Annotated in this window: 18 protein-coding genes; 10 read left to right on the top strand and 8 right to left on the bottom strand. The window is 68.7% G+C overall.

The window, feature by feature from the left end; all coding sequences use genetic code 11:
• Nucleotides 1-164 precede the first annotated feature (164 nt).
• The 9 genes from PG2T_RS07375 (at nt 165) to PG2T_RS07335 (ending at nt 13,062) form a co-directional block, all read left to right on the top strand.
• Nucleotides 165-1,616, top strand: coding sequence for a circularly permuted type 2 ATP-grasp protein (locus tag PG2T_RS07375; RefSeq protein ID WP_068803848.1), 1,452 nt, complete (start codon nt 165-167; stop codon nt 1,614-1,616).
• Nucleotides 1,616-2,548 carry an alpha-E domain-containing protein gene (locus PG2T_RS07370; protein ID WP_068803847.1) on the top strand — a complete coding sequence of 311 codons (933 nt, stop codon included), beginning with the start codon at nt 1,616-1,618 and terminating at the stop codon, nt 2,546-2,548. The genes PG2T_RS07375 and PG2T_RS07370 overlap by 1 nt, the downstream gene beginning before the upstream one ends.
• 165 nt (nt 2,549-2,713) lie before the next feature.
• Complete coding sequence (locus PG2T_RS07365; RefSeq protein ID WP_068803846.1) at nt 2,714-6,073, top strand: transglutaminase family protein; 3,360 nt, start codon at nt 2,714-2,716, stop codon at nt 6,071-6,073.
• 23 nt (nt 6,074-6,096) lie between these two features.
• Nucleotides 6,097-8,604 carry a circularly permuted type 2 ATP-grasp protein gene (locus PG2T_RS07360; RefSeq protein ID WP_068803844.1) on the top strand — a complete coding sequence of 836 codons (2,508 nt, stop codon included), beginning with the start codon at nt 6,097-6,099 and terminating at the stop codon, nt 8,602-8,604.
• Complete coding sequence (locus PG2T_RS07355; RefSeq protein WP_068803842.1) at nt 8,601-9,497, top strand: transglutaminase family protein; 897 nt, start codon at nt 8,601-8,603, stop codon at nt 9,495-9,497. The genes PG2T_RS07360 and PG2T_RS07355 overlap by 4 nt, the downstream gene beginning before the upstream one ends.
• On the top strand, nt 9,497-10,216 hold the full coding sequence (locus PG2T_RS07350) for a HugZ family pyridoxamine 5'-phosphate oxidase (RefSeq protein WP_068803840.1): 720 nt from the start codon (nt 9,497-9,499) through the stop codon (nt 10,214-10,216). Before PG2T_RS07355 ends, PG2T_RS07350 begins: the two co-directional genes overlap by 1 nt.
• Nucleotides 10,217-10,315: 99 nt before the next feature.
• Nucleotides 10,316-11,119 carry a fumarylacetoacetate hydrolase family protein gene (locus PG2T_RS07345; RefSeq protein ID WP_068803838.1) on the top strand — a complete coding sequence of 268 codons (804 nt, stop codon included), beginning with the start codon at nt 10,316-10,318 and terminating at the stop codon, nt 11,117-11,119.
• 106 nt (nt 11,120-11,225) lie between these two features.
• Nucleotides 11,226-11,849 carry a TetR/AcrR family transcriptional regulator gene (locus PG2T_RS07340; protein ID WP_068803836.1) on the top strand — a complete coding sequence of 208 codons (624 nt, stop codon included), beginning with the start codon at nt 11,226-11,228 and terminating at the stop codon, nt 11,847-11,849.
• Nucleotides 11,850-11,973: 124 nt separating this feature from the next.
• Nucleotides 11,974-13,062, top strand: a complete 1,089-nt coding sequence (locus PG2T_RS07335; protein WP_068803834.1) for an IS630 family transposase — start codon at nt 11,974-11,976, stop codon at nt 13,060-13,062.
• Here the strand turns inward: PG2T_RS07335 and PG2T_RS07330 are convergent.
• The gene (locus PG2T_RS07330; protein ID WP_068803832.1) at nt 13,059-13,868 is read right to left on the bottom strand and encodes a transglutaminase-like domain-containing protein; all 810 of its coding nucleotides are present in this window, start codon (nt 13,866-13,868) and stop codon (nt 13,059-13,061) included. The two genes, PG2T_RS07335 and PG2T_RS07330, sit on opposite strands and share 4 nt — an antisense overlap.
• Nucleotides 13,869-13,967: 99 nt before the next feature.
• Nucleotides 13,968-14,750, bottom strand: coding sequence for an N-formylglutamate amidohydrolase (locus PG2T_RS07325; protein WP_068803830.1), 783 nt, complete (start codon nt 14,748-14,750; stop codon nt 13,968-13,970).
• Between the two features lie 164 nt (nt 14,751-14,914).
• Here PG2T_RS07325 and PG2T_RS07320 point away from each other — a divergent pair, with 164 nt between their 5' ends.
• Entirely contained in the window at nt 14,915-15,538 is a 624-nt protein-coding gene (locus PG2T_RS07320) for a glutathione S-transferase family protein (RefSeq protein WP_068803828.1), read from the top strand.
• A gap of 79 nt (nt 15,539-15,617) precedes the next feature.
• Here PG2T_RS07320 and PG2T_RS07315 read toward each other — a convergent pair whose 3' ends face one another.
• From PG2T_RS07315 to cysG, 6 genes are all read right to left on the bottom strand, one after another.
• Entirely contained in the window at nt 15,618-16,469 is an 852-nt protein-coding gene (locus PG2T_RS07315) for an alpha/beta fold hydrolase (protein ID WP_068803826.1), read from the bottom strand.
• A gap of 69 nt (nt 16,470-16,538) precedes the next feature.
• The gene (locus tag PG2T_RS07310; RefSeq protein ID WP_068803824.1) at nt 16,539-17,129 is read right to left on the bottom strand and encodes a DUF445 domain-containing protein; all 591 of its coding nucleotides are present in this window, start codon (nt 17,127-17,129) and stop codon (nt 16,539-16,541) included.
• Entirely contained in the window at nt 17,126-18,349 is a 1,224-nt protein-coding gene (locus PG2T_RS07305; protein ID WP_145931035.1) for a GGDEF domain-containing protein, read from the bottom strand. The genes PG2T_RS07310 and PG2T_RS07305 overlap by 4 nt, the downstream gene beginning before the upstream one ends.
• A gap of 10 nt (nt 18,350-18,359) precedes the next feature.
• Entirely contained in the window at nt 18,360-18,650 is a 291-nt protein-coding gene (locus PG2T_RS07300) for an Lrp/AsnC family transcriptional regulator (RefSeq protein ID WP_068803820.1), read from the bottom strand.
• On the bottom strand, nt 18,647-20,053 hold the full coding sequence (locus PG2T_RS07295; protein WP_068803818.1) for an MFS transporter: 1,407 nt from the start codon (nt 20,051-20,053) through the stop codon (nt 18,647-18,649). The genes PG2T_RS07300 and PG2T_RS07295 overlap by 4 nt, the downstream gene beginning before the upstream one ends.
• A 27-nt stretch (nt 20,054-20,080) precedes the next feature.
• Nucleotides 20,081-21,469 carry a siroheme synthase CysG gene (gene cysG / locus PG2T_RS07290; RefSeq protein ID WP_068807907.1) on the bottom strand — a complete coding sequence of 463 codons (1,389 nt, stop codon included), beginning with the start codon at nt 21,467-21,469 and terminating at the stop codon, nt 20,081-20,083.
• Nucleotides 21,470-21,573 lie beyond the last annotated feature (104 nt).

The raw sequence follows: 21,573 nt of genomic DNA, 5'->3' as shown, positions 1-21,573 counted from the left end.
GGGGAGTCAATGGATGGCACGAAGCGTGCCTTGTTGTCCTGTGCCGTTCACCGAACGGCAACATCAGGACCGGAGCTTGCACCATGGCCAATGCCGCGCCCGCATTTCGCCGAACGGGGCGCCCGCCAGCGCCTTCCAACGTGACCCCGCTGGGACCTAACCGCATGCGTATCGACTGGAACCACTACGACCCCGGCTCGCATTTCGACGAACTGCTGGCGGCCGCCGGCCAGCCGCGCGCCGCTGCACGCGGGCTGGCACAGTACCTGCGCTCGCTGTCGGATGCGGACCTGGCCGCCCGCAAGGCGGCCGCGGAGCTGGCCATCGTCGAGATGGGCATCACCTTCACCGTCTACTCGGAAGGTCAGAACATCGATCGCGCCTGGCCGTTCGACATCATCCCGCGCGTCATCCCGGCCCGCGAGTGGACGCAGGTCGAGCGCGGCCTGCGCCAGCGCCTGACGGCGCTGAACCATTTCATCGACGACATCTACGGCGACCAGAAGATCATCCGCGACAAGGTGTTCCCGGCCGACGTGCTGGCGCAGTCCAAAAACTTTCGCCCGCAGTGCGTGGGCGTGCGCCCGGCCTACGGCGTGTGGGCGCACATCTGCGGCAGCGATCTGGTGCGCGACAGCGACGGCACGGTGTACGTGCTGGAGGACAACCTGCGCGTGCCGTCGGGCGTGTCGTACATGCTCGAGAACCGCGTGGTGATGAAGCGCGTGTTCCCGGAGCTGTTCGAGACGCAGGCCATCCTGCCGGTGGACGCCTACCCGACGCAGCTGTTCGACACCCTGGCCGCCATCTCGCCGCGGCCGCTGGACTACCCGCAGGTGGCGGTGCTCACGCCCGGCATCTACAACTCCGCCTACTTCGAGCACGCCTTCCTGGCCCAGCGCATGGGCGCCGAGCTGGTGGAGGGCGGCGATCTGACGGTCGGCGACGACGACTGCGTCTACATGCACACCATCCGCGGCCTGCAGCGGGTGGACGTGATCTACCGGCGCGTGGACGACCTGTTTCTGGACCCGGAGGTATTCAACCCGGACTCGCAGCTTGGCGTACCCGGCCTGATGCGCGCCTGGCACAAGGGCACCGTGGCGCTGGCCAACGCCCCCGGTGCCGGCGTGGCCGACGACAAGGTGGTGTATGCCTACGTGCCGGACATGATCCGCTACTACCTGGGCGAGGACGCCATCATTCCGAACGTGCCGACCTTCCTGTGCCACGAGCCCAAATCCCTGGACCACGTGCTGGCCAATCTGGACAAGCTGGTGGTCAAGCCGGCCAACGAGTCCGGCGGCTATGGCCTGCTGATCGGCCCGCATGCCAGCCGCAAGGAGCGCGCCGAGTTCGCGACGCGCCTGAAGGCCGACCCGCGCAACTACATCGCCCAGCCGACGCTCGATCTGTCGACGGTGCCAACGCTGTGCGACGGGCGCCTGGAACCGCGCCACGTGGACCTGCGCCCGTTCGTCCTGCAGGCCGACAAGACCCATGTCACGGCCGGTGGCCTGACGCGGGTGGCGCTGCGCAAGGGCTCGCTGGTGGTCAACTCCTCCCAGGGCGGCGGCAGCAAGGACACCTGGATCGTCGCCGAGGCCGATACCTGATGCTGTCGCGGGTCGCCGAGCGCGTGTACTGGATGGCGCGCTATCTGGAGCGGGCCGAGAACACGGCGCGCCTGGTCAGCGTCTACGCCAACCTGCTGCTGGACCTGCCCAAGGGCTACACGGTCGGCTGGCACACGCTGATCACCATCACCGGCATCGAGGAGCCGTTTCGCAAGCACTACGAGCAGGCCGACGAGCGCAGCGTGGTGCGCTTCCTGCTGACCGACGCGCACAACACCTCGTCGGTGCTGTCGGCGCTGGCAGGCGCCCGCGAGAACGTGCGCACCACGCGCGACCTGTTCCCGGCCGAGGCCTGGGAGGCGGTCAACGAACTGCACCTGTTCGCCCGCGAGCACGCACTGGGCGGCGTCAATCGCAGCCAGCGGCACGACTATCTGGCGCAGATCGTCCACGGTTGCCAGCAGCTGGCCGGTTTGCTCGCCGGCACGCTCAGCCACGACGCGGCCTATGACTTCGTGCGCCTGGGCCGCAACCTGGAGCGCGCCGACATGACCACGCGCATCCTGGACGTGGGCGTCACCACCCTGCAGGAGCAGGACGACGGCGCCGCCGCCCTGCTGTCGACATTGTGGATCAACGTGCTGCGCTCGCTGTCGGCCTACCAGATGTATCGCCGGCACGTGCGGGCATCGGTCAATGGCCGCGACGTGTCGGCCTTCCTGCTGGGCGATGCGCAGTTTCCGCGTTCGGTGCGCTACTGCGTGGACGAGCTGGACGCCGCCCTGCGCCGTCTGCCGCGCAGCGAGGCGCCGCTGCACCGAATCGCCCACATCAGCCGCCTGCTGACCGAGACCGACCCCAGGGCCATCGACCGCGAGGCGCTGCACGGCTTCATCGACGACCTGCAACTGGAACTGGGGCAGGTCCACGACGCCATCGCCGGCACCTGGTTCCCGGCCCCGCCGGGCTGAGCGCTTGTGAATCTTTCACGCGCTCAGTCAGGCCAGGGATGGCCGGACGCGAATCAAGCACGCAAGGGCTTGATTCGCGGGAGCAAGTCCGGGCAGGCACCGGACTTGCGACGCAAGAAATGCACAGGACGTGCATTTCTTCACAACCCCTGAGACACCCGCATCATGGCCATCCGCGTCGCCCTGGAACACCACACCGAATACCGCTTCGACCGGCCCGTCGACATCCACCCGCACGTGCTGCGCCTGCGTCCGGCGCCGCACAGCCGCACGCCGATCAGCGCCTACAGCCTGCGCATCGAGCCGGCGGAGCACTTCATCAACTGGCAGCAGGACCCGTTCGGCAATTACCTGGCGCGGCTGGTGTTCCCCAAGCCGGCGCGCAAGCTCAGCATCACGGTGGAGGTGATCGCCGATCTGGCCACCATCAACCCGTTCGATTTCTTCGTCGAGGAATACGCCGAGAAATATCCGTTCACCTACGCCCCGGCGCTGCACACCGAACTGCTGCCGTACCTGCTGGTCACCGAAAAAGGCCCGCTGCTCGGCGCCTGGCTGGCGAGCTTCGATCGCACGCCACGGCCGATCAACGATTTTCTGGTGGATCTGAACCAGCGCCTGCAGCGGGACATCGCCTACAGCGTGCGCATGGAGCCGGGCGTGCAGACCTGCGAGCAGACGCTCGAACGGGGCATCGGCTCGTGTCGCGACACCGGCTGGCTGCTGGTGCAGATCCTGCGCCACCTGGGCCTGGCCGCACGCTTCGTGTCCGGCTACCTGGTGCAGCTGACGGCCGACATCAAGTCCCTGGATGGCCCGTCCGGCCCCGAGCAGGACTTCACCGACCTGCACGCCTGGGCCGAGGTGTACGTGCCGGGCGCCGGCTGGCTGGGACTCGATCCGACCTCCGGCCTGTTCGCCGGCGAGGGCCACATTCCGCTCGCCTGCACCGCCGAGCCGGCCAGCGCCGCGCCGGTCACCGGTGCCACCAGCAAGTGCGAGGTCGAGTTCTATTTCCACAATACCGTGACGCGCATCCACGAGGACCCGCGCGTCACCAGGCCCTACGACGACCATCAATGGGCCTGCATGGTCGCGCTCGGGCGCCAGGTGGACCAGGACCTGGCCGCCGGGGACGTGCGCCTGACCCAGGGCGGCGAACCGACCTTCGTGTCCATCGACGACATGGATGGTCCCGAGTGGACCGTCGCCGCCGACGGCCCGCACAAGCGCGAGCGCGCCCGCGACCTGACGCAGCGCCTGTGGCAACACTTCGCCCCCGGCGGCCTGCTGCACTACGGCCAGGGCAAGTGGTACCCGGGCGAGGCGCTGCCGCGCTGGGCGCTGGCCTGCTACTGGCGCAAGGACGGCACGGCCCTGTGGCGGGAGCCGGCCCTGCTGGCCGATTTCGACCGCGACTACGGCCACGACCTGGCCGCGGCGCAGCGCCTGGCGCAGGCGCTGACCGGGCACCTGGGCGTGCCGGCGCAGTACCTGATGCCCGCCTTCGAGGACGTGTTCCATTACCTGTTGCAGGAGGGCCGGCTGCCGGCCGACGTCGACCCGCACACGGCCGACCTGAAAGACCCGGCCGAGCGCCGGCGGCTGGCCGAGTTGCTGGGCCGCGGCCTGGGCGAGCCGACCGGCTTCGTGCTGCCGCTGCACTGGGACTACCGCGGCGGCGGCTGGCGTTCCGGTCCCTGGCCGCTGCGTCGGGAGCGGCTGTATCTGGTGCCGGGGGACTCGCCGTTGGGGCTGCGCCTGCCGCTCGACAGCCTGCCCTGGGAAGCCGAGCGAGAAGAGCCGCAGCCGGCGCAGTTGTTCGAACCCAAGCCGGCACTGGGCGATTACTACGGCGAAGTCGCGCGCCGCTACAGCCAGCTCACCGCCACGCCGACCCCGCCGCAGCAGGCACCTGCCGACGAGCACGACGAGGCCGCGCCGGCAAAGGTCATCCACACCGCGCTGTGCGTAGAGGCCCGCCACGGCCGGCTGCACATCTTCCTGCCACCGTTGACCGAACTGGAGCACTACATCGAGTTGATGGCCGCCATCGAGGCCAGCGCCGCCACCTGCGGCCTGCCGGTGGTGCTGGAGGGCTATGAGCCGCCGCGCGACGGGCGCCTGGAGCGCCTGGCGGTCACGCCGGACCCGGGCGTCATCGAGGTCAACATCCACCCGGCGGCGAGCTGGGACGCGCTGGTCCAGAACACCACCACGCTGTATGCACTGGCCCGCGAGGCGCGCCTGGGCACCGAAAAGTTCATGCTCGACGGGCGCCACACCGGCACCGGCGGCGGCAACCACATCACGCTGGGCGCCGCCACGCCGACCGACAGTCCGGTGCTGCGCCGACCGGACCTGCTGCGCAGCCTGCTGACCTACTGGCAACACCACCCGGGGCTGTCGTTCCTGTTCTCGGGCCTGTTCATCGGCCCCACCAGCCAGGCGCCGCGCGTCGACGAGGCCCGCCACGACAGCCTGTACGAGCTCGACATCGCCTTTCAGCAGATGCCGGACGGGGAGGCCGCGGCGCCGTGGCTGGTGGACCGCCTGCTGCGCAACCTGCTGGTGGACCTGACCGGCAACACGCACCGGGCGGAGTTCTGCATCGACAAGCTGTACGCGCCCGGCAGCGCCAGCGGGCGTCTGGGGCTGCTCGAGCTGCGCGCCTTCGAGATGCCGCCGCACGCCCAGATGTCGCTGTTCCAGGCGCTGCTGCTGCGCGCGCTGGTGGCGCGTTTCTGGGCCGCGCCCTACCGCCAGCCGCTGGTGCGCTGGGGCAGCGGCCTGCACGACCGCTTCATGCTGCCGCACTACGTGACCGCCGACCTGCGCGCCGTGCTGGCCGAACTGCGGGAGGCCGGTTATGCGTTTCAGGACGACTGGCTGGACCCGTTCGTCGAGTTCCGCTTCCCGCGCTACGGCACCGTGCAGGTGGGCGACCTGACGCTGGAGCTGCGCGCGGCGCTGGAACCCTGGCACGTGATGGGCGAGGAGGCCACGGCCGGCGGCACGGCGCGCTACGTCGATTCCTCGGTCGAGCGCCTGCAGGTGCGCCTCACCGGCGCCACCGACGGCCGCTATCTGGTGGCCTGCAACGGCCGGCGGGTGCCGCTGCAATCGACTGGCACGCATGGCGAACAGGTGGCCGGCGTGCGCTACCGGGCCTGGAACCCGCCCTCGGCGCTGCACCCGACCATCGGCCCGCACGCGCCGCTGGTGCTGGACATCATCGACACCTGGAACGGCCGCGCGGTGGGCGGTTGCACCTATCATGTGGCCCATCCGGGCGGGCGCAACTACGACACCTTCCCGATCAACGCCTACGAGGCCGAGGGTCGCCGCATCATGCGTTTCTGGAATTACGGCCACACACCGGGCGCCATCACGCCCCCGCCGGCGGTGGCCGGACTGGGCCAGTTCCTGCCGCCCGGCAGTCTGCCGGCGCCGCTGGCGCCGCCGCCCGAGCCGATCAATCCCGACTATCCGCTCACCCTGGACCTGCGCTGGCAGCCGACCTGAGCACGCCGCGCCCGATCCGTGCCATGCCCCGCAAGAACAGCCAATCGCGCCCTGTGTTCAACAGCTGGGACCAACTGGCTGTGGACCAGGACCAGCACCCGCACTGGCAACGCCTGACCCGCGCCCTGCGCGCGCTGGGCCCGGCCGCCCTGACCGGCCGGGCCGACGAGGCGCGCCGCCTGCTGCACGAAACCGGCGTCAGCTACAACGTCTATGGGGCTGCCGACGGCTCGCGCCAACCGTGGCCGCTCGACGTGGTGCCGCTGCTGATCGGCAGCGACGACTGGGCCGCCATCGAGGCCGGCCTGGTGCAGCGTGCCGAACTGCTGAACCTGATCCTGACCGACCTGTACGGCCCGCGCGACATCCTGCGCCGCGGCCTGTTGCCGCCGGCCCTGGTGTATGGGCACGGCGGTTTTCTGCGCGCCTGCCAGGACATTCGCCTGCCGTCCGCGCACCAGCTGCCGCTGTACGCCGCCGACCTGGTACGCGACCACTCGGGGCAGACCTGGGTGCTGGCCGACCGCACGCAGGCACCGTCAGGCATCGGCTATGCGCTGGAAAACCGCCGCGTCACGTCCCGCGTGCTGCCGAGCCTGTACCGCGATGCGCAGGTGCACCGCCAGGAGCCGTTCCTGCGTGCCCTGCGCAGTAACCTGATCGCCGCCGCTCCGCCCGCGGCCCGCAACGACCCGGCCCTGGCATTGCTCACGCCCGGCGCGCGCAACGAAACCTATTTCGAGCAGGCCCTGCTGGCCGAGAAACTGGGCCTGCAACTGGTCGAAGGCTCGGATCTGGTGATGCAGGGCGGCCGTCTGCGGCTGCGCGCGCTCGGCGGCCTGACGCCGATCGACGTGCTGTGGCGGCGCGTGGACGACGCCTGGTGCGACCCGCTGGAGCTGCGGGCCGATTCCTTCCTGGGCGTGCCGGGCCTGGTGGAAGCCGCACGCCGCCGCCAGGTCAGTGTGGTCAATCCGCTGGGCAGCGGCGTGCTGGAGAACCCGGCCCTGGGCGCCTACCTGCCGGCCCTCGCCAAGCATTTCCTGGGCGAGGACCTGCGCCTGCCCAGTGTCGACAGCTACTGGTGCGGGGACCCGCAGCACCTGCAGCACGTGCTGGCCAACCTGGACCGGCTGGTCATCAAGCGCCTGCAGCGGCACCCGGAGCAGCGGTCGGTGTTCGGTGCCAGCCTGACACCACAGGAACTGGCCACCTGGCGCGAACGCCTGCTGGCCCAGCCGGCCCAGTACACGGCGCAGGCGGCCGTGATGCCGGTGCCGACGCCGTCGTTCGGCGGCAAGGAACTGGGCATGCGACCGGTCCTGTTGCGCACCTTTCTGACTGCCGGCGCGGAAGGCTACCGGGTCCTGGCCGGCGGCTTCGCCCGTGTCGGCCCGCAGGCCGACACGCTGTTCATCAGCAACCAGACCGGCGCCATGGGCAAGGACGTCTGGGTACTGGCCAGCGAACCGGAAACCGACACCGCTCCGTCGCTGGCGCCCGTGGTCGGTGCGGCACATGGTGGCCTGCCGCGGCGCGCCGCCGAGAACCTGTTCTGGGTTGGCCGCTACCTGGAGCGGACCGTGGCCAGCCTGCGCCTGCTGCGCCTGACGCTGGAGCGGTTGACCGACAGTGACGCCGCGCGAGAACCGGCAGCGCTGGACAGTCAACGCCTGCTGGCACAGACCCTGACCCACCTGACCGGCACGCATCCGGACGCGGTGGACCAGAACGCGATTGCCGAACCGCTGTGGAGCCTGCTGGCCGACCCGCAGCGCCCCGGCAGTGTGGCCTTTGGCCTGCAGGCACTGGCGCAGGCCGCCGAAACCGTGCGCGAACATCTGCCGCAAGACGCCCTGCATGTTCTGGTCGACCTGTCGGCGCCGCTGACCGGCTTGTCGGCGGCGTCCGGCGATGCCGAGCAAATGAACTCGGCCGCCCAGCAGGCGCTGCACGGCGTCCTCGCGTTGTGCGGGGCGCTGGCCGGGGACACGGAACAGGACGCCGGCTGGCATTTCCTGGAGCTGGGCCGCTGCATCGAGCGCGGACAGAATCTGGGCGTCGTCCTGCGCAGCCTGCTGTGCAGCCGGGCGCCGCTGGCCGCCACGCCGGCCGCGATCGAGACGGCACTGGCCTTCTGCGGCAGCCTGCCGGCATATCGCCGCCATGGCCCGGACGTGCCGGCACTGCGGCTGGCACTGGAACTGCTGCTGCTGGATGCCCGGCAACCGCGCAGCCTGATGCGCCAACTGCAGGGCATCGAACGGCATCTGGCGGCGCTGCCGGATCCTGCCACGGGCGTGCAGCTGAGCGTCAGCGGGCGACTGGCGCTGGACGCGCTCACCCGCCTGCGGCTGCTCGACATCGTGAGCCTCGATACCGCGGACGGACTCGACCAGACCGCGCTTGACCAGTTCCTGGGCCGCGGCGATTACCTGCTGCGGGAGCTGTCGGATGCGATCGCCGACGCGCATTTCCCGCCCTCCGCGGCACCGCATTCGCTGCTGCGGGTGCCGACCGAGTCGTCATGAACTACCGCACCGTGCATGTCACCCGCTACCGCTACGACAAGCCGGTGGCCAGCAGCTATAACGAGGCGCACCTGCTGCCGCGCAGTTGCACCGGGCAGGCGCTGGTCAGCGCCAGCCTGCACATCGATCCGCCGTGCCGGGACTACCGCGACCGACAGGATTTTTTCGGCAACACAGCCAGTTATTTCGCCATCCTGGACCCGCACCGGGAAGTCACCATCACGGCCACCAGCGAGGTACGCCTGCAGGCACCGCGGCGGCAGCTGAGCTTCGGCGATGCCATCGACTGGCAGGAGACGGCCCGCCGCCTGGCCCAGGCCGGTGACCCGGAAACCCTGGACGCCGTCCAGTACTGCCTGGACTCGCCCATGGTGCGCGCGCTGCCGGCCCTGCACGATTACGCAGCGGCCAGTTTCCCCGCCGGCCGGCCGCTGGCCGACGCGGTGGCGGAGCTGATCGCCCGCATCCATGAGGACTTCACCTACGACCCCACCGCCACGGATGTCGCCACGCCGGTACTGGAGATACTGCAACGGCGCCGGGGCGTGTGTCAGGATTTCGCGCACCTGGCCATCGGCTGCCTGCGCAGCCTGGGCCTCGCGGCCCGTTACGTGAGCGGCTACCTGGAAACCCTGCCCCCACCCGGCAAGGCCAAGTTGCAGGGCGCCGACGCCTCACACGCCTGGCTGCAGGTGTACCTGCCCGGCAACGGCTGGCAGGACTGGGATCCCACCAACAACCTGCAGCCGTCCGGCCGCCACATCACCACCGCCTGGGGCCGCGACTACAGTGACGTGGCGCCACTGCAGGGCGTGATCTACGGCGGTGGCGACACGCACAAGATCGAGGTCGAGGTGGATGTGACGGCCCTTCCCGAGCCGGTGGAGCTTTGATGCCCGGCCAGCGCACGGCGAGCGAATTCCTGCGCGCCGGCCGCTACGGCGTGCTGGCCACGCACTCGCGCAGCCTGCCCGGCTACCCGTTCGGCTCGATCACGCCCTACGTGCTCGGCGCCGTCGGCGAGCCGGTCATCTACATCAGCACGCTGGCCGAGCACACCAGGAACATCAACACCGACCCCAGGGTGTCGCTGACCGTATTCGACCCGGCCGACGCCGCCGATCCGCAGGCCGGCGCGCGCCTGACGTGGATCGCCGAGGCTCATGCCCTGAGCGCGGATGGCACCGGCGCGGTCGCCGAGCGCTACTACCGGTTCTTTCCGGCGGCCCGCGCCTACGCCGGTACCCACGATTTCAGCTTCTACGCCCTGCGTCCGGTGCGCCTGCGCTACATCGGCGGTTTCGGCAAGATCGGCTGGATCGAGCCGCACGAAATCGACCTGAGCAACCCGCTGGCGGATGCCGAGGCCGGCATCGTGGAGCACATGAACGGCGACCACGCCGACGCGCTGCGTGCCTACTGCCGGCATTTCTTTGGCCGCGAGGCACAGCAGGCGACGCTGGTTGGCGCGGATGCCGATGGCGTGGATCTGCTGGCCGACGGGGCTGCGCTACGCCTGCCGTTTACCGCCCGCGCCGAAGGTGTCGACGCCCTGCGCCAGCAGTTGATCGCACTGTTGCGCGAAACGCGCGAGGCGGCGGACGACGCCTGAGCGGCGGCATTGCGACTGGCGTGCCGTCAGCACGTAAACTGCTGGCCGGGCGCCCGCCTGTTGACCGCCTGCCCAATTCCGCAAAGAGGAGTCGAATTCATGGCCCGCATTGCCCGCATCCGAACCGCGGCCGGCCCGCGTCACGCGCTCGAACAACCCGACGGCCGGCTGTGCCTGATCGAAGGCGACCTGCTGGGCGACTGGCGGGCCACGGATCAGGTCGCACCGGCAAACGCCGAGCGCCTGGCGCCGGTCGTGCCGCCGACCATCTACTGCATCGGCCTCAACTACCGCAAGCACGCCGAGGAAACCGGCGCCGCCATCCCCCAATATCCAGTGCTGTTCATCAAATCGGCCGGCGCCCTGCACCATCCGGATCAACCGATCCTGATCCCGACCCACGCGCCCAGCCACAAGGTGGATTACGAGTGCGAGCTGGCGGTGGTGATCGGCCGCCGCGCCAAGAACGTGCGCGCTGCCGAGGCCCTCGACTACGTGCTCGGCTACACCTGTGCCAACGACGTCAGCGCCCGCGACTGGCAGATGGAATGGGGCGGTGGCCAGTTCTGCCGCGGCAAATCCTTCGACACCTTCTGCCCGCTGGGGCCGGTGCTGGTCACCGCTGACGAGATCCCGAACCCCAACGCGCTCGACATCCGCACCACGCTCAACGGCCAGACTGTGCAGTCGGCCAACACCAGCGACATGATTTTCGACGTGCGCACGCTGATCGAGTTCCTGAGCGCCGACTGCACGCTCGAAGCCGGCAGCGTGATCCTGACCGGCACCCCAAGTGGCGTTGGCGCCGCGCGCAAGCCGCCGCTGTGGATGCAGCCCGGCGACGAGGTGTGCGTGGAAATCGCCGGCATCGGCACGCTGCGCAACCCGCTGGCGGCGTCCTGATCGCCATGCCGAAAATTTCCCTTGCAACACGGCATCCAACGGCAGTAGGATGCAACCGACTGACCGATCGGTCCACCCCTCCGCTCGGGCCAGTCAGGCTCCGATAATGACTAAGAATCCCCCTCCCAAACCCTGCGCCGCCGCTGCCCACCGAGTCCTCCGGGCAGCGGCGGAAGTTTTTTCCAGCCAGGGCTACGATGCCGCTTCCATCAGCGCCATCGCCGAGCGGGCTTCGGTCAGCAAGGCCAACATCTTCCATCACTTCAAGAGCAAGGCGGCGCTGTATCAGCAGGTCCTGAAAGAGGCTTGCCAATCGTTCACCGACGCCATCGACGCCGCCTCGCGCCTGGACGAGGACACCACGCAGCGCCTGGGCGCCTACGCTCGCCAGCGCCTGTGTGCGTACATCGAAGACCCGATGTCCAGCCGTCTTGTGCTGCGCGCCCTCACCAGTGACGGGGCCGACAACGACATTCAGCCGGTGCGGGAAGACTTCGCTCACAGCTTCCACCGCCTGGTCGAACTGATCCGCGCCGGCCAGGTTGCCGGTCAGCTGCGCGCCGACCTGAACCCGGCCCTGCTGGCGCTGCTGATCAACGCCGGCAACGTGTTCTACGCTCAGACCCGGCCCCTGCTGCGCCACTTCACCGACATCGATTTTGCCGATGACCCGCAGCGCTACAACGCGCTGATGATGGACATCCTGCAGCGCGGCATCCTGCCAGCCTGAGCGCCCCCGACAACGCTGGGGAAGTGAATACTCCAGCGTTTTCCTAGTGTTCTGAGTCAGAAGTTCTATGAACTAATTAGGATTCCCTTTGTCTCAGTATCATCGAGACATTGGGGAGGTTTTCATGGGACGTGGACGACCGTTGCCGGAGCTGACGCTGACGGCCGAGGAGAGCAACCGGCTGGTCGAGTGGGCACGCCGGCACAAGACCAGCCAGGCCTTGGCGGTGCGTGCGCGGATCGTTCTGTCGTGCGCTCAAGGGATGCCCAATCTGGAAGTGGCCAGTCACTTGCGCGTCTCGAAGCAGATGGTCGGCAAGTGGCGGCAGCGCTTTGTGGAGCGACGTTTGGATGGACTGCTCGACGAGCCGCGGCCGGGTGCCCCGCGACGAATTGGCGATGATGTCATGGAAGCGATCATTGCCAAGACCCTGCAGGAAAAGCCAGCCGATGCGACGCACTGGAGCACGCGCAGCCTGGCCAGAAGCATGAAGCTGTCTCAGGCGTCGGTATCGCGCATCTGGCGAGCGTTCGGCCTGCAGCCGCATCGGCAGGAGACGTTCAAGCTGTCCACCGACGCGCTGTTTGTCGACAAGGTGCGCGACATCGTGGGTTTGTACCTCGCGCCGCCGATGAAAGCCGTCGTGCTCTGTGTGGACGAAAAGAGCCAGATCCAGGCGCTGGATCGCACGCAGCCGATCCTGCCGATGACGCCGGGTCTGCCGGAGCGGCGCACGCATGATTACATGCGCCACGGCACCACCACGCTGTTCGCTGCGCTGGACGTGGCCACCGGCAAGGTGATCGGACAGCTGCATCGTCGTCATCGTGCTACCGAGTTCCTGAAATTCCTGGCGACGCTCGACCAGAGCGTTCCCGCAGACGCCGATGTCCACGTCGTCATGGACAACTACGGGACGCACAAGACGCCCGCGGTGAAACGCTGGTTTGCGCGCCATCCGCGATTCCATCCGCACTTCACACCGACCTCCGCATCGTGGATCAACCAGGTTGAACGCTGGTTCGCGGAAATCACGCGCAAGCAGATTCGCCGGGGTACTCATCGCAGCACGCGCCAGCTGGAGCAAGCCATTCGTGATTACCTGGCGACCTACAACATGAACCCGCGTCCATTCGCCTGGACCAAGACCGCAGACCAGATCCTTGACTCCATCAAGAGATTTTGTTTGCGCATTTCTGACTCACGACACTAGATCACTACCTCGTCCGTCCACACCCTGAAACTCTCGAGCGTGTTCGGGCCAAAGGTGGTCGTGATGGCCACGTCGGCGGCATCCCGGCCCCGCGCGATCAGGATCCGCCCGATGCGCTGCCGGTTGTTGCGCGGATCAAAGGTGTGCCAGGCACCGCCCAGGAAAACCTCCATCGACGCGGAGAAATCCATCGCCGAGCCGTCCGGCGGCACGCCGATGTCGCCGAGATAACTGGTGCAGTAACGCGCCGGAATGTTCAGGCTGCGGCAAAAGGCAATCGCCAGATGAGCGTAATCGCGGCACACGCCCCGGCGCTCGTTGTAGACCTCCCAGGCGCTTTTCGTGGGACGGGCGTGCTCGTAGCCAAAACTGATGTGGTTGTGCACGAAGTCGCAAACGGCCTGCACCCGCGCCCAGCCGGGCGCCGTCGCGCCGAAAAGCCGCCAGGCGGTCTCGGCCAGCAGATCGGACTCGCAGAACCGGCTTGGCAGCAGGAACACGAGGGTTTCTTCCGGCAGCGACTCGACCGGATGTTGCAAGGCCGCCGGAACCGGCGGCTCGACCGTGCCGCGATCGTTGATCAGCGCATCGGTGGTCAGGCAAAAGCGCCCGGCCGGTGCCACCAGGCGCGTGCACCAGTTGCCAAAACCGTCCCGGTACATGCTGGTCGGCACCCACGGATCGGTGCGCATCTGGTCCGGGCGCACCAGATCGGAGGCTCGCGTGTAATGCACGTTCAGCGTGACGATCATCGGCGTTGGCTGCGGGAACTGATAGACAAGCTCGTAACCCAGGCGAATCTGCATCGGAACACTCCGTTGGGCGGGCGGCGAGGAAGGCCTCGTCGCCAGGATTTGCGAACCCGACCATGCGCGGGCAACAGGATGGGCTGCGCAGCCGGCGGGTCAGCATCCACACAGTCCGCTGTGGACCTGCAGCAGCAACCGCGCCAGGCGTTCGGTCCACGCCGACTGCCCGGCCGCGTCGTCGATCAGATCCTGGCGAATCTCCAGTTCGACGTGAGGCAGGCCGCGCGCCTCGCCGTAACGAGGAATGGCGTAATCGGTGTCATCGCTGACGGCGTAGGGCTCGTTTTCACCCACGACCAGACCGCCCTCATCGCGCAACGCCCGCGCGACGAGACGCGCCAGGCGCGGATCGCGGTTGTAGAGCACCGCCGCGTGCCAGGGACGGGGGACCCCCAGATACACCGGCGTGAAGCTGTGAAGGGAAACGAGCAGCGTGGGCTGACCGCGGCGCAGGCGGGCGTCCAGCAGCTCGCGGATATGCGCGTGGTAGGGGACGAAAATCTCGGACTCTCGCGCCGCCACCTGGGTACGGGAAATCGCCACATTGCCGGGGATGGTCGTGCGCTCGCTGCGGCTCACGATCGAATCGGCGCTGCCCGGCGGCCGGTTGCAGTCGATCACCAGGCGCGAATACGGCTGCAGCACGACGCAGGCATCCAGTGCGTCGCCCAAGCCGGATGCGACCGCGCCGGCCCCGATATCCCACGCAATGTGGCTGGCCAGGGCATCCTCGTCCAGGCCGAGGGTACCCAGACGGCGCGGGAGCCGGTTGCCGGCGTGGTCGCAGATCAGCACGTAGTCCGAACGGCCGTCGGCGTGCTCGATATGCCACGCAGGCGGCTCGTCGGGCGCCAGCAACAGCGGGGTCACGACGCGCATCGGGCAGTACTCATGGTTGCGACATCCGGGCCGGTTGCAGACAGTTCAGCACGAACGGCCGACGCACTGCGGTGCGCCAGCGCCCCGACCTTTGCACCAGGCGGCGACATATCATGTTCCGGCCCCGCATCAGGCGGGGCACCCCACCCCGAGGAGAAACCGTCATGAAACTCTATGGAGCCGCCTACAGCCGCGCCGGGCGCTGCATCTGGATGCTGGAAGAGATCGGCCAGCCCTACGACCACGTCGGCACCAGCCCACGGGGCGAAACCCGCACGCCGCAGATGCTCAAGCTGAATCCCAACGGCCACGTGCCGGTGCTGGACGACAACGGCTACGTGATCTGGGAATCACTCGCCATCAACCAGTACCTGGCCGAGAAGACCGGCATCCTGTGGCCGGCCGGCGCCCAGGCGCACGGGCAGATCGCCCAGTGGAGCCTGTGGGCCATGACCGAGGTCGAGCCGCACCTGGTCACCATGCTGATGCACATGATGTTCCTGCCGGAGGCCCAGCGCAGCCCGGCGGCCATCGAACAGGCCAAGGCGGCCCTGGGCAAGCCGATGCAGGTGCTCGACCAGCACCTGGCCGGCCGCGCCTACCTGCTGGGCACGGATTTCAACGTCGGCGACCTGAACGTGTGCTCGGTGCTGGGCCTGGCGGCCATGCTGCATTACGACTTCTCGCCCTTTGCCAGCGTCGGCGGCTGGCTGGGCCGATGCAACGGCCGCCCGGCTGCGCAGCGCTTCCAGAAAATCGCCCAGGAAGCGATGGCCAAGATGGGCTGACGCGAAGGCCAAAAACACAGAAAGCCGGCGCCGGGCTTGTCCCCGGCGCCGGCTTTTTTGTATCCGAAAACCCGTGCGCTCAGCCGAAGCGGCCGTCCAGGAAATCAAGCACCAGCTGGTTGAAAGCCTGCCGCTGCTCGATCTGAATCCAGTGGCCGCAGTGGTGGAACATGTGCAGCTGGGCGTTTGGCATGCGCTCGGCCACATACAGGCTGGTGCTGGTCGGAATGAAAAAATCCTCCCGGCCGTGCGTCACCAGCGTCGGGTGCGCCATGGCGCGCAGCTCGTGTTCCGGCACCACAAAGGCGTCCACGTGCACCTGCGCGTCGCCCGGGAACATGGCCTCGAACTGCCGGCGGATGCGCTCCTGCATGACCAGGCCATAGCGCTGTTTGGCAATCGCCTCCACATCCCCGCCCAGCACCTCCGGGTTGTGCAGGAACTTGCGCACCAGGTACGCCAGTTCCTCTTCGGTGCCGGTGCGGTAGTAGCCCCAGCCGCGCTGCAGGCCCGGCGTGGCCGTGAATGGCGCACCGACGGCGCCCATCAGCACGATGCGCTCGAAGCGCTCGGGATGCCGGCGCAGCAGTTGCAGCGTGACGCCGCCGCCCATTGAATTGCCGACCAGGTGCGCCTTGGCGATGCCAAGACCGTCCATCAGAGCGATGACCTGGGCGGTCCACACCTCGATCCAGGCCGCCGCGCCGCTCGGCGGCGCGTGGTGCTGGCTGTCGCCAAAGCCGGCGATGTCCGGCGCAATCGCCCGGTAGCGCTCGCCCAGGAACGGCAGCGCGTGCACCCAGTTGGACATGGCGTTGGCGCCCGGCCCGGAACCGTGCAGCAGGATCACCGGCGTGGCATCGGCCGCACCGGCCTGGTGATAGAAGGTCTCGAAACCGTTGGTCGGCACGCGGCTGCTGGTTACGTCCATGATGTTTCTCCTCGAACTGGGGTTTTGCACGCCGCGGCATGGTAACGCCGCCGCCCCGGATGGGGCGCCTCAACCCGCGGCCGGCAGCACCTGCGTCAGCAGCACCTGCGCTGCGCCAATCAGGCCACCGAGCAACACGCCAAACCAGGTGATGGCCCGAAACTGCTTGCGCGAGAAGCCCAGCACCAGGGCCTCCAGCCGGGCCACGTCGAGCGCGTCGATGCGCTCATGGATGCGCTCACGGATGTGATCGCCACTGGGGCCGTCGCTGCGGGCGAGGGTGTCGATTTCGCGCAGCAGCAGGTCGCCCGCCATGCCCTTGGCCATCGACAGCATGGCTGCATTGGCACCCAACAAACCGCCTAGCTGGTCGACCATGCCGGCCACCTTGTCTCGCAACCGCGCACGTACCGGCTCGGTCAGCAGCAGGTCGGCGACCTGCTCGCCGTCGAGCACGTGGGCGGTGAACGTGTCGGCAATGGCCAGCGCGATCTGCGCACGTTCGCGCGGGATCAGCCCCGGGGTCAGCGGTACCCGCAGGCGGCCGATGCGCCACGGCCGGTAGGGCCGAAACAGCATGCGGATGGCGACGTCGTTGGTGACGCCACCGATCACGGCACCGATCAGCGGCGGCAGCAGCCAGCCCGCCCAGGGGCTCAATGCAGCACCGCGCGCATACGCCGCGCCGCGGGCGAGGCCAGATCGATCTCCGGCGCGGTCATCACGCGGTTGCGGCCGGCCCGCTTGGCCTGATACAGCGCGGCGTCCGCTGCCTGCATCAGGTCCTCGGGGCGGCAACCGCTGTGGGGACGCACGCTGGCAACCCCGAGGCTGATGGTGACGATCGGATGGCTGGTCCCCGGCGCGTGCGGCAGCCGCAGATTCTCGACTGCCCGTCGCAGCATGTCGGCCACCGCGCTGGCGCCGCTGGCCGGCGTCAAGGGCAGCAGGACACCGAACTCCTCGCCACCGAGCCGCACCACCAGATCGCCGTGGCGGTGCACCAACTCGCGCGCCACCGCCGCCAGGCGGCGCAGACAGGCATCCCCGCCCGGATGACCATAGTGGTCGTTGTACGGCTTGAATTCGTCCACATCGAAGATGACCAAGGCCATTTCGCCGCGCAGGCGCAGCGCGCGCTGCCACTCGCCGGCCAGCGTCTCGTCGAAATGCCGCCGATTGGCCAGACCAGTCAGCTGGTCGAAGCGGGCCAGGCGCGCGAACTCCACCTGCATCTGCACGCCATCGACATAGGTACGATGCAGTTCCAGGCCGGCCAAGGCACTGCTGCAGGCGAGCAACAGCAAGGCACCGGCGCCGCCGGGCAGCGGCTGCGGACCAAGCAGCATCAGTGCCAATGGCCCCGTCAGCGTCGCGATCAGCAGCCACGCATAAGGGCGCCCAAGCCGCGCGAGAGACGGAAACTCCACCAGTATTGCGGCGCCGAGCACTACCCAGGCGAACAGCTGCAGCACGTGCGGTTTGCCAACCACTAGAAGGACGCTGCCGACACCCCAGACCAGGCCGCCAACCAGTGTCGCGTTGACGTAATGTGCCCGCCACCGTGGCAACTGCCCGTCCCCGACGCGCTCGCGATTGAAATGCCGCACCAGCAGCAGGCGGCCTGCCGTCACCACGCCGTGCGCCAGCAGCCAGGCCCCCGCCACCGGAGCCGGCAGGACCGGCCACAGCAGCCCGGCCAGACCACAGGCACACAGCAAACTGAGCAGCGGCGGCACCGAGCCGCGCCGATACAGATCCACCACCTGGCGCCGCAGCTGGGGGTGGGGGCTGAGCCGCTGTGCGGCAGGGCCAAGAGCGTCGTGACCGGCCGGCCTGTCGCCGATCGGCCTGGGGCTGCGCAGCCGGGCGATTCGCATGATGTTCACCTCACGGACCGGGCGCACGTAAACCCACCTCGAACAGGCTCTCCAGATCGTGCCGCGAGTAGGCGCGAAAGGCGAGCAGGGTCTGCGTGCTCACGATACCGGGCAAACCGGCCAGCCGGTCTGTCACCAGTACCGAAAGATCGTCGGCCGACGCCACGCGGGCAATGGCCACCAGGTCATGCTGGCCGCTGACCGAGTACACCTCGGCCACGCCCGGCAGTTCCGCCAGGGTCTGCGCCAGGGCGCTCACCTGGCCCCGCGCCGCCTGAATCAACACGAAGGCCGTGATCATGTGGCGGTCTCCTTCGATTCAACCGCTCGCAAGGCACGTCCTGCGAACGGCAGAAGCAGATAGGCCGGAAAACACAGAAAAAACGTAAGCAAGAAATAGTCCCGATAGCCCAACCACGCCGCGCCGAAACCGCTGGCGAAGGCAGCCAGGGATCGGCTCAGGGCGAACAGCGACGACAGCAGCGCATACTCGGTTGCCGCCTGACGGGGGTCCACGACCGACATCAGAAATGCCAGAAACGCGCCCGTGCCCAGCCCACCCGTGAACGATTCGACCATGCTGGCTCCGTATAGCACGGACGTTGAGACCGCGCCTGCTTCGGCAAGTTGCGCCGCGTAGACGTAACCCAGATTCGACATCGCCTGCAGCAATCCGAGCGACCACAGCGCCGTGAAAATACCAAGACGGTGCGTCGCCACGCCGCCGAGGACGCCCCCGGCAACGGACAGTAACAGACCAACGTTGACGGAAATGAGGCCTATTTCACTGGCCCGAAAGCCGGCATCCACCCAGAACGGCTTGACCATGAATCCCATGGCCGCATCGCCAAGCTTGAAGGTCAGCGCGAAGGCCAGCACGGCAAGCATGTAGGGCCGCGCCAGCAGCGCCGCAAACGGCGCCGTCACCGCGCCGGATCCGGCGCGCACCGGTTGCAGCGCGGCAAGCCCCAGCAAGCCCGCGGCCAGCACCGCCAACGCCACCTCAGCCCGCCCGCTGATCCACCCCATCTGCCGCCCGGCCAGCCAGGCAAGCACCAGCAACACCGACAGGCCGCCCAGGGCCACCCGCGGCTGGCGCGCCATTGCACGCAGGTCTGCCAGGCGCGGCGGCGGCCCGGCACGGGGCGCTTCCACCGGCGCCGCGCGACACACCAGGGCCAACAGGACCAGCAGACCGGCGGCCGCCAACTGGGTGCCGGCCCAGCCGATGCGGTCGCTGAGCATCAAAAGTCCGCCGGCGGCCAGCATGCCGACCCGGTACAACGCAATGCGCACACCGTTGGCAAGACCGAGCTGCGCGCGCGGCACTTTCTCGACCGTGTAGCCGTCAATGGCGATGTCGTTGGTGGCCGACAGCGCGGCAAACACGCCCAGCACCAGCCACATCTGCGGCTGCCCTGGGTCCATGCCGACCAGGGCGGCCATACACAGCGCCATCAGCAGATTGGCGGCCTGCATCCAGCGCCGATGATGGCGCCAGGCGTCCACCGCGGGCGCCCACAGGAACTTGAACGTCCAGGCCAGGCCAAGCAGGCCAAGCACGCCGATCTGGCGCAGATCCACCCCATGCTGGCGGAAGTACACCGGCAACAGGTCCAGAAAGATGCCCAGCGGCAGACCCTGCGCGAAATACAGCACGCCCACCCAGAACAGGCGCGAGCGCAGCGGCGAGGCGGTGTTCATTGGACGCTATCCAACGGCTCCATCGCCTCACTCCTCGGCATCGGCCAGCTGCGGGCTGAACCAGGACAGGGTCTCGTGCAAGCCGACCACGCCGCCGACGATGATCAGCGCCGGGCCGGGCAAGCCCTGCGCGGCGGCGGTTAGCTCACCCAGTGGCGCGGTAACGATCCGCTGGCGCAGCGTGGTGCCCTCGGCCACCACCGCCGCCGGCGTGGCCGCATCCTTGCCGTGCGCGATCAGCGCCGCGCAGATCTCGGCCAGCGCGCCAAGACCCATGTAGATCACGAGGGTGCCGCCGAGCGCCACCAGCTGCGGCCAGGGCAGGTCCACGCTGCCGTCCTTCAGGTGGCCGGTCACGAACACGCACAGCTGCGCGTGGTCGCGGTGCGTCAGCGGAATGCCGGCGTAGGCGGCGCAGCCGCTGGCCGCCGTCACGCCGGGCACCACCTGAAACGGAATGCCCTCGGCCGCCAGCGTGGCGATTTCCTCCCCGCCACGCCCAAACAGGAACGGATCGCCGCCCTTCAGGCGCAGCACCCGCTTGCCCTCGCGGGCCAGACGCACCAGCAGCGCGTTGATGTCCTCCTGCGGCAGCGTGTGCTGGCTGGCGCGCTTGCCGGCGTCGATGCGCTCGGCCTCGCGCCGCGCCATGTCCAGGATTTCCGGCGCCACCAGACGGTCATGGACCACCACGTCGGCCTGCTGCAGCAGACGCAGGGCCCTGAAGGTCAGCAGGTCCGGGTCGCCGGGACCGGCACCGACAAGGTACACCTCGCCCACGCCGCCGGCCGCGCCGCGTTCGAGCAGGCGATCCAGCAATTGCCGCGCGCGCCGATCCTGGCCGGACAGCGCCAGCTCCGCCACCGGGCCTTGCAGGGTTTCGTCCCAGAAGCGGCGACGGGCGACCGGATCGGCAATCCGCTCGCGCACCTTGCCGCGCACGCTGCCGGCCAGCTCGGCCAAGCGGCCATAGGCGGCCGGGATCAGGGTTTCCAGCCGCGCCCGCAGCAGGCGCGTCAGCACCGGTGCCCGGCCGCCGGAACTGACGGCCGCGATCACCGGCGAGCGATCCACCACCGCCGGCATGATGAAACTGCACAGCGCCGGCGTGTCCACCACGTTCACCGGCAGGCCGCGCGCGCTGGCCAGTGCCGCCACCTGGGCGTTGACCTGCGCATCGTCGGTGGCGGCGATGACCAGCGTCATGCCGTCGAGGTCGACCTCCGCAAACGGCCGCTCGCGAAGTTCCACCACACTGGCCATGGCCCGCAGCTCATCCGTTAAGTGCGGCGCCACCACCACGCCGCGTGCGCCGGCCCGCAGCAGCAGCGCGAGCTTGCGCGCCGCCACCGGCCCTCCGCCCACCACCAGGCAGGGCCGGCCCCGCACATCCAGAAAAATCGGCAAATAATCCATGGGCTCAGTGTGCGCGCAGGACGGCTCTGCGCCCTGCAGGGCGATCAGGCAAAAGTGCATGGCGCCGGCTGGCATAGGGCTGGCGAAAAAGGCTTCTGTATAGT

Source organism: Immundisolibacter cernigliae, assembly GCF_001697225.1.
Classification (GTDB): domain Bacteria; phylum Pseudomonadota; class Gammaproteobacteria; order Immundisolibacterales; family Immundisolibacteraceae; genus Immundisolibacter; species Immundisolibacter cernigliae.
This window is presented reverse-complemented; position numbering and strand designations above follow the sequence as displayed.

Coding starts and splice junctions, on each gene's coding strand:
- PG2T_RS07375 (WP_068803848.1), top strand. CDS start 165: ATGCGTATCGACTGGAACCACTACGACCCCGGCTCGCATTTCGACGAA.
- PG2T_RS07370 (WP_068803847.1), top strand. CDS start 1,616: ATGCTGTCGCGGGTCGCCGAGCGCGTGTACTGGATGGCGCGCTATCTG.
- PG2T_RS07365 (WP_068803846.1), top strand. CDS start 2,714: ATGGCCATCCGCGTCGCCCTGGAACACCACACCGAATACCGCTTCGAC.
- PG2T_RS07360 (WP_068803844.1), top strand. CDS start 6,097: ATGCCCCGCAAGAACAGCCAATCGCGCCCTGTGTTCAACAGCTGGGAC.
- PG2T_RS07355 (WP_068803842.1), top strand. CDS start 8,601: ATGAACTACCGCACCGTGCATGTCACCCGCTACCGCTACGACAAGCCG.
- PG2T_RS07350 (WP_068803840.1), top strand. CDS start 9,497: ATGCCCGGCCAGCGCACGGCGAGCGAATTCCTGCGCGCCGGCCGCTAC.
- PG2T_RS07345 (WP_068803838.1), top strand. CDS start 10,316: ATGGCCCGCATTGCCCGCATCCGAACCGCGGCCGGCCCGCGTCACGCG.
- PG2T_RS07340 (WP_068803836.1), top strand. CDS start 11,226: ATGACTAAGAATCCCCCTCCCAAACCCTGCGCCGCCGCTGCCCACCGA.
- PG2T_RS07335 (WP_068803834.1), top strand. CDS start 11,974: ATGGGACGTGGACGACCGTTGCCGGAGCTGACGCTGACGGCCGAGGAG.
- PG2T_RS07330 (WP_068803832.1), bottom strand. CDS start 13,868: ATGCAGATTCGCCTGGGTTACGAGCTTGTCTATCAGTTCCCGCAGCCA.
- PG2T_RS07325 (WP_068803830.1), bottom strand. CDS start 14,750: ATGCGCGTCGTGACCCCGCTGTTGCTGGCGCCCGACGAGCCGCCTGCG.
- PG2T_RS07320 (WP_068803828.1), top strand. CDS start 14,915: ATGAAACTCTATGGAGCCGCCTACAGCCGCGCCGGGCGCTGCATCTGG.
- PG2T_RS07315 (WP_068803826.1), bottom strand. CDS start 16,469: ATGGACGTAACCAGCAGCCGCGTGCCGACCAACGGTTTCGAGACCTTC.
- PG2T_RS07305 (WP_145931035.1), bottom strand. CDS start 18,349: ATGCGAATCGCCCGGCTGCGCAGCCCCAGGCCGATCGGCGACAGGCCG.
- PG2T_RS07300 (WP_068803820.1), bottom strand. CDS start 18,650: ATGATCACGGCCTTCGTGTTGATTCAGGCGGCGCGGGGCCAGGTGAGC.
- PG2T_RS07295 (WP_068803818.1), bottom strand. CDS start 20,053: ATGAACACCGCCTCGCCGCTGCGCTCGCGCCTGTTCTGGGTGGGCGTG.
- cysG (WP_068807907.1), bottom strand. CDS start 21,469: ATGGATTATTTGCCGATTTTTCTGGATGTGCGGGGCCGGCCCTGCCTG.